This is a genomic window from Kribbella sp. NPDC055071 (assembly GCF_053608045.1).
Window position 1 is genome coordinate 52,442 of the sequence record NZ_JBSGUS010000035.1, and the last position, 6,000, is coordinate 58,441.

Sequence of the window (6,000 nt, forward strand, 5' to 3'; positions counted from 1 at the left end):
GGTTTGTACTACCGACAGTAGGGGCCTCGGACGAGCGGATCTATGTCTATCTCTCGCTTCTTTATGTCTCATCGTCTTGACCAGTGCGAGTATCATTCCAATCATGGATGTTCTTGCCGATGTCGTCGCCGCGCTCCGGACCGGACCGGCCGCCTCCGGGCGCACCGATGTGCACGGACCGTGGGGCCTGCGGTTCGCGCACTCGTTCGGGACGACGTTCCACCTCGTGCTGCAGGGGACGGCCTGGTTGCTGCCCGCAGGCGGCGGCGCACCGATCGCGATGGGTCCGGGCGACATGGTGCTGATGCCGCGCGGTCTCGAGCACGCGCTGGCCGACCACCCCAGTTCGCCGTTGGTCGATTTCGATCCGGAGATCGAGGAGCCGGTCCAGGGTGACGGCGCTCGGACGCTGTTGCTCTGCGGGACCTACAAGCTCGATCGGGAGCGGCCGCATCCGATGCTGAGCAAGCTGCCGGACGTCGTCTACGTTCCCGCCGATCCGGGCAAGCACCGCACCCTCCACACCGCGATCGGCATCCTCGGTGAGGAGCTCGAGGGGAATCGGCCCGGCGCGACCGCCGTCGTACCGGCGCTCGTCGATGCCCTGCTGGTGTTGATTCTGCGAGCCTGGTTCGAGGATCACGGCTGTCCGACCGAGAGCGGTTGGGCCCGTGCGCTGACCGATCCGGCCGTCGCACGGTCGCTGGAGCTCATTCACGATCGGCCGGGTGCGGCCTGGACCGTTGCCGATCTCGCGGAGCTCGTGGGGTTGTCGCGAGCCGCCTTCGCGCGGCGCTTCACCGATGCCGTGGGCGAGCCGCCGCTGACCTACCTGTCCCGGTGGCGGATGACGACGGCTGCGCGGCTGCTCCGCGATCACGATCGACCGCTCGCGGCGGTGGCGAAGGAGATCGGGTACACGTCCGAGTTCGCGTTCGCCAAGGCGTTCAAGCGCGACTTCGGCATCCCGCCCGGCACCTACCGCAGGCAGCTCACCCCCGCCTGATCAGGCCGTTAGGTCCTCCGGTCGCAGCGTGGCAACCAGCTCACCACGACTCCGTACGCCGACTTTGGCGAACGCCGCCTTCAGATGATCCTGGATCGTGTGCGGCGAGATCGACAGCCGATCGGCGATCTCGGCCGTGGTGTGACCGGAGATGACCTCGAGGCAGATCTCGCGCTCCCGCGTGGTCAGCCCGTAGGCCGCCAGCAGCATCCCGACCAGATGCCGCCCGGTGGCCGGCTCGATCGTGACCACGACCTCCTCGTCCTCGCCGATCAATCGGCTGCTCTGCAAGACGACCCAGCCACCTGACGCTGTCTGCACCCGCGCCTGGAACGTCCCGCTCGCGGACGCCCGAGCGCCCGTCACGACCGCCCGCAGTAGGAGGTTGAACCGCCCGGGCGCGATCTCGTCGAGCTCGTCCTGCCAGATCCGGGCCGCCGCAGTGATCGCCCGCGGCGCGCCACCCGGCCCGGTGACCACGATCGACGGGCCGACCCCAGCGCCGTACCCGTGCGCATCTGTCCGTACGGCGACGCGCGTCGCGGCTCCGATCACCGGTGCGACCGAATCGATGAACTCCACCTCCCGGTCGCTGAAGTCCGGACCGCTGCGGACGAATCCGGCCGCACCCCAGCAATCCCCGTCGACCGAGAACGTCGCCCGCAGCTCGTGCTCGATCCCGAGCGGTCGCCACACTTCGTTCAGCCGCCGGTGCCCGACGACGTCGCGGTGGGGCAGGTCGGACAGGCGCGCGACCCGGCGCGCGCTGCGGGCCAGGTCGGCGAACGAGTTCGGCACGCTGCCGGCGTACTCGGTCTCGGCCAGTCGTGGCTCGTACTCGGCCGGGATGTGGTCGCGGCCGCTGGTCATGGAGCTCATCACCAGCGTGCCCGGGTCGATCCCGGCCCAGCAGGTCAGCTCGCTGCCGACGACGTGCTCGACCACTTCGATCGCGGCGGCGTGCAGCTCCACGACGCCCAGTCCCGACGTCGCGAGTGCCGCGATGTCCCGGCGCGCGGCGCGCGCTCGGCCCTCCCACATGCGCTCAGTATGCGCCGTCGTACCGGGCTGTCTCCATCCCGGAAATGTGGGGATTCCGTCGATGCCACGACCCCCGGCGATCGGGATGTTCTGGCAGGTGATGGCTTTCTACCGTCGGCGTCATGACCGAATCAGTGCATCTCAGTACGGCTGGAACCGGCGCCGAATACGCCGCTCCGGATGCGATCGTGACCGTCAAGGTCGGCGCCGAGCACAGCGGAGCGCAGTACGAACTCTTCGAGATCGACGCTCCCCGCGGCCCGTCCGCGCCGCCACACAGCGAGCCGTGGGGCAAGGCCTTCTACGTGCTCCAGGGCCGGATCCTCGTCCAGGCCGGCGACCAGGGGTACGACCTCGGGCCGGGCGCGTCGATCAGCATCCCGGCCGGGACCGTGAACACCTTCTCGGTGCTGACGCCGGCCGCGAAGTTCCTGACCATCAGCCAGACCGGCCGGATGGGCGCCTTCTTCGCCGACCTCGCCACCGCCGACCCGACCGACTACGCCGCCCTCGGTGAGATCTCCGGCCGCCACGGCGTCACGCTCACGGACCTGCAGTCATGAGTACGGCGGCGCAGGTGCTGGCGCTCGTGATCGCCGTGATGCTCGCGTGGGTGTTCGTGATGGAAGCGTTCCTGTACCGGCACCCGAAGCTGTATCCGTTGTTCCTCACCAAGCCGGGCGATCTCGACGCGGTCCGGATGTGGACCGTGAACATCGGCTGGTACAACCTGACCACCGCGGCCGCGCTGGTGATCGGGGTCGTCCTCGCTCACAACGGACATGTCCAAGCCGGGGAGGCGTTGGTGACGTTCACCGCCGCGCAGCACACCTTCCTGGCCCTGGTCCTGGTCGTGTCCGAGCGACGCCTCTGGTTCAACGCACTTCTCGAAGGCATCCCCGCCCTGGCCCTCCTCCTCCTGATGCTCGGGTCCTAGTTGTAGGAAAGTTACGAATTCTGCGTCATCATGGGCATGAACCACCGCACACCACTCAAGGTCCCCGGAAAGTCACCGACAGTTTCCGTACACCGGGGGCCTACCGCCCTGAGTACCCGTGAAGGTGAGGCCTCATGAGCCCAATCAGTCGCAGGACCCTTGTTCTCGGCGGACTTGCCGCCGCCGGCGTCAGCGCTCTTCCCTCCCGGTCGGCCGTGATCGCGGCGACCGCGGCCGTCCCGTACCCGTTCCAGCTCGGCGTCGCCTCCGGTGAGCCCGACGCGACCAGCGTCGTGCTCTGGACCCGCCTCGCCCCGTCCCCGGTCAACGCCGACGGACAGGGCGGGATGGCGAACGCCGACGTCGCCGTCGACTGGCAGGTGTCCACCACCGACACCTTCGCCACCCTCGTCGCCTCCGGCACTGTCACCGCCGCGTACGCCGCCGCCCACTCGGTGCACGTGATTGTGAACGGTCTGAACCCGGACTCCGACTACTACTACCGTTTCCGCGCTCAAGGCCACCTGTCGCCGGTCGGCCGCACCCGCACCACTCCGGCGATCGGAGCGGCCGGCCGTGACCTGGTGATCGCCTTGACCTCCTGCTCGCACTACGAGGAGGGCTACTTCACCGTGTACCGCCGGATGGCCGAGGAGAACCCGGGCGTCATCCTGCACCTCGGTGACTACATCTACGAGTACGGTCCGACGACAGGGCGGCCGCGGTTGCACCTGGGCAACGAGATCGTCGCGCTGGCCGACTACCGCCGCCGGTATGCGCAGTACAAGACCGACCCGGACCTCCAGGCCGCCCACGCTGCGGCGCCGTGGATCGTCGTACCGGATGACCATGAGGTGGAGAACAACTACGCCGGCACGATCCGGGAGAACAACACGCCGGCCTTGACCGCGGCGCAGTGGACCGCGCGGCGGAGTGCGGCGTACCGGGCGTACTACGAGAACATGCCGCTGCGGCCGGCCCAGGTGAACAACGGCAACGCTATTCAGCTCTACCGGCGGTTGCGGTGGGGGAGTCTGGCGACGTTCCACATGCTCGACACTCGGCAGTACCGCGACGATCAGGCGTGTGGTGATGGCTGGAAGATCTGTTCCGACGCGGATCTGGCGTCACGGAGTCTGCCGGGCAATCCGCAGGAGACGTGGTTGCTCGACGGTCTTGGGCAGCACCTTGGCACGTGGGACATCATCGGCCAGCAGGTGTTCTTCGCGCGGCGGTTCAACTCGACCGGCGCCAGCATGGACTCGTGGGACGGTTATCGCGCGTCCCGGGCTCGAATCCAGCAGGGCTGGGTGGACCGTGGCGTGCGCAATCCCGTCGTACTGACGGGTGACGTCCACCGGGCCTGGGGCAACGATCTGAAGGCCGACTACGCCAACGCGAACTCGGCGACCATCGGCACCGAGCTGGTCACGAGCTCGGTGACCTCGAGCGGGGACGGCGACGCGACGACGGCCATCCCCGACGTCGGAACGAACCCGTGGCTGAAGTTCTACAGCAACCGGCGGGGTTATGTCCGTACGACGGTCAGCCCGACGCAACTGCGGGCGGACTTCCGGGCGGTGGCGAAGGTGTCCGAGCACGGTGCCGCCGTCTCGACGTTGAAGTCGTTCGTCGTCGCCGAGGGGCGTCCCGGATTGCAGGCGGTCTGATGATAAAGAGCGTGATTGCCCTTGCTGTGTTGGGCTCTTGGTTGATTGCGCCAGCTGCTGAGGCTCAGGTCGCCGCACCGACGTGGGTGACTGCCAACAGCGATGCGACCGGTGATCAGGACAATCCGTCCGTGGCCATCAACCGCAACGGCTACGTCGCAGTGGTGTGGGAGGACGACCGCGACACCGACAACGCGACCGACAACGTGCACAGCGACATTTGGGTGCGGTTGTTCCACAACGGTGTCTCCGCGTACGAGAAGAAGCTCTCCGCCGGCGGTAGCAGCGGAGTGACGAACTGGCGGCACTTGCACCCGGACGTCGGTCTTGATGACAACGGCAACGCCGTAGTGGTGTGGCAGGACGACCCGGACGGTAACGGCTACTACAACATCCCATACCGCGTGCTGAACCCGGCTGGCACGGTCACCGCGTCCGGCAACGCCAACACCAGCGCTGACGGACAGCAGATCAACCCACGCGTCGCTGTAGACCCAGATGGCGCGCCGACGAGCGGTGCGGTGGCGTTCAGCGTGGTGTGGGAGGACATCCAGACTGGTGCGCAGGCCATGGTGAAGGCGGCCGGGTACACCGCGCCGACCACTCGGGCGTGGGAGGTCACCGCGTCGCAGACCACCGGACAGCATCACAACCCGGACGTGGCCGTGTCCGCGTCAGGCGATGCGGTGGTGGTGTGGGACGAGGATGGCGATGCGAATGCGGCGTACAACATCGGACTGGTCCGGCTGGGTCGCACCAACGGTGCAGAGACGCTCTCACGCCGGATCGCCAATCTGAACGGCGGTGGACAGCAGACACACGCGTCGGTGGCGGCCAACTTCAACGGCGACTTCGCTGTGGCGTGGGAGTCGGACCACACCGGTACGGCCGGAGTGTGGACGCGATCGTTCGATTCCGCCGGCACTCCCCGGTACGGCGATGTCGAGGTCGCGACGGGTGGTAAGGCGCCGTCCATTGGCATCGACGACCAGGCGCAATCCGTCGTCGGGTGGACGGTTCAGGCCGCGGATCTCGATGTCTGGGTCCGCGGATTCGGTGCGGACGGAACGGACACGGGCCGGCTGTCGTCACAGCGGTTGAGTTCGGTGGCGACGGGCCGGCAGGAGCAGTTGGTCGCCGCTGTCTCGCCGTACGCCGAGGTCGCGGTCGCCTACACCGACGACAACGACGGCAACACCTACGACCAGGTGATCCTCGGTACCGGAATCTCCAACAACAGTTGGTGAATCGACGCGCGCGGCCGCCTCACCCTGGGGGCGAGGGGGGCCCGCCGGGCCCGAGCGCCGGGGGGTGGGGAGGTGGGGGGGGAGGAAGAGTGGGAGTAA

6 protein-coding genes are annotated in these 6,000 nt (G+C 67.9%); 5 read left to right on the forward strand and 1 reads right to left on the reverse strand.

From position 1 onward, the window contains the following. The first annotated feature begins 103 nt into the window (after positions 1–103). On the forward strand, positions 104–1,006 hold the full coding sequence (locus ACWF4Z_RS35690) for an AraC family transcriptional regulator (protein WP_452247638.1): 903 nt from the start codon (positions 104–106) through the stop codon (positions 1,004–1,006). Here ACWF4Z_RS35690 and ACWF4Z_RS35695 read toward each other — a convergent pair whose 3' ends face one another. After that, a complete protein-coding gene (locus ACWF4Z_RS35695) occupies positions 1,007–2,047 on the reverse strand; it encodes a helix-turn-helix transcriptional regulator (protein ID WP_452247639.1) in 1,041 nt (346 codons plus the stop codon). Between the two features lie 122 nt (positions 2,048–2,169). Between ACWF4Z_RS35695 and ACWF4Z_RS35700 the strand changes: the two genes are divergently transcribed. The 4 genes from ACWF4Z_RS35700 to ACWF4Z_RS35715 all read left to right on the forward strand — a co-directional run bounded on the left by ACWF4Z_RS35700 (position 2,170) and on the right by ACWF4Z_RS35715 (position 5,901). Further along, positions 2,170–2,610 carry a cupin domain-containing protein gene (locus ACWF4Z_RS35700; protein ID WP_452247640.1) on the forward strand — a complete coding sequence of 147 codons (441 nt, stop codon included), beginning with the start codon at positions 2,170–2,172 and terminating at the stop codon, positions 2,608–2,610. After that, positions 2,607–2,984 carry a DUF1304 family protein gene (locus tag ACWF4Z_RS35705; protein WP_452247641.1) on the forward strand — a complete coding sequence of 126 codons (378 nt, stop codon included), beginning with the start codon at positions 2,607–2,609 and terminating at the stop codon, positions 2,982–2,984. The genes ACWF4Z_RS35700 and ACWF4Z_RS35705 overlap by 4 nt, the downstream gene beginning before the upstream one ends. Before the next feature lie 134 nt (positions 2,985–3,118). Continuing rightward, positions 3,119–4,654: an alkaline phosphatase D family protein gene (locus ACWF4Z_RS35710; protein ID WP_452247642.1), complete on the forward strand. Its 1,536-nt coding sequence runs from the start codon at positions 3,119–3,121 to the stop codon at positions 4,652–4,654. Positions 4,655–4,785: 131 nt separating this feature from the next. After that, positions 4,786–5,901, forward strand: coding sequence for a hypothetical protein (locus tag ACWF4Z_RS35715; RefSeq protein ID WP_452247643.1), 1,116 nt, complete (start codon positions 4,786–4,788; stop codon positions 5,899–5,901). The last annotated feature ends 99 nt before the right edge of the window (positions 5,902–6,000 follow it).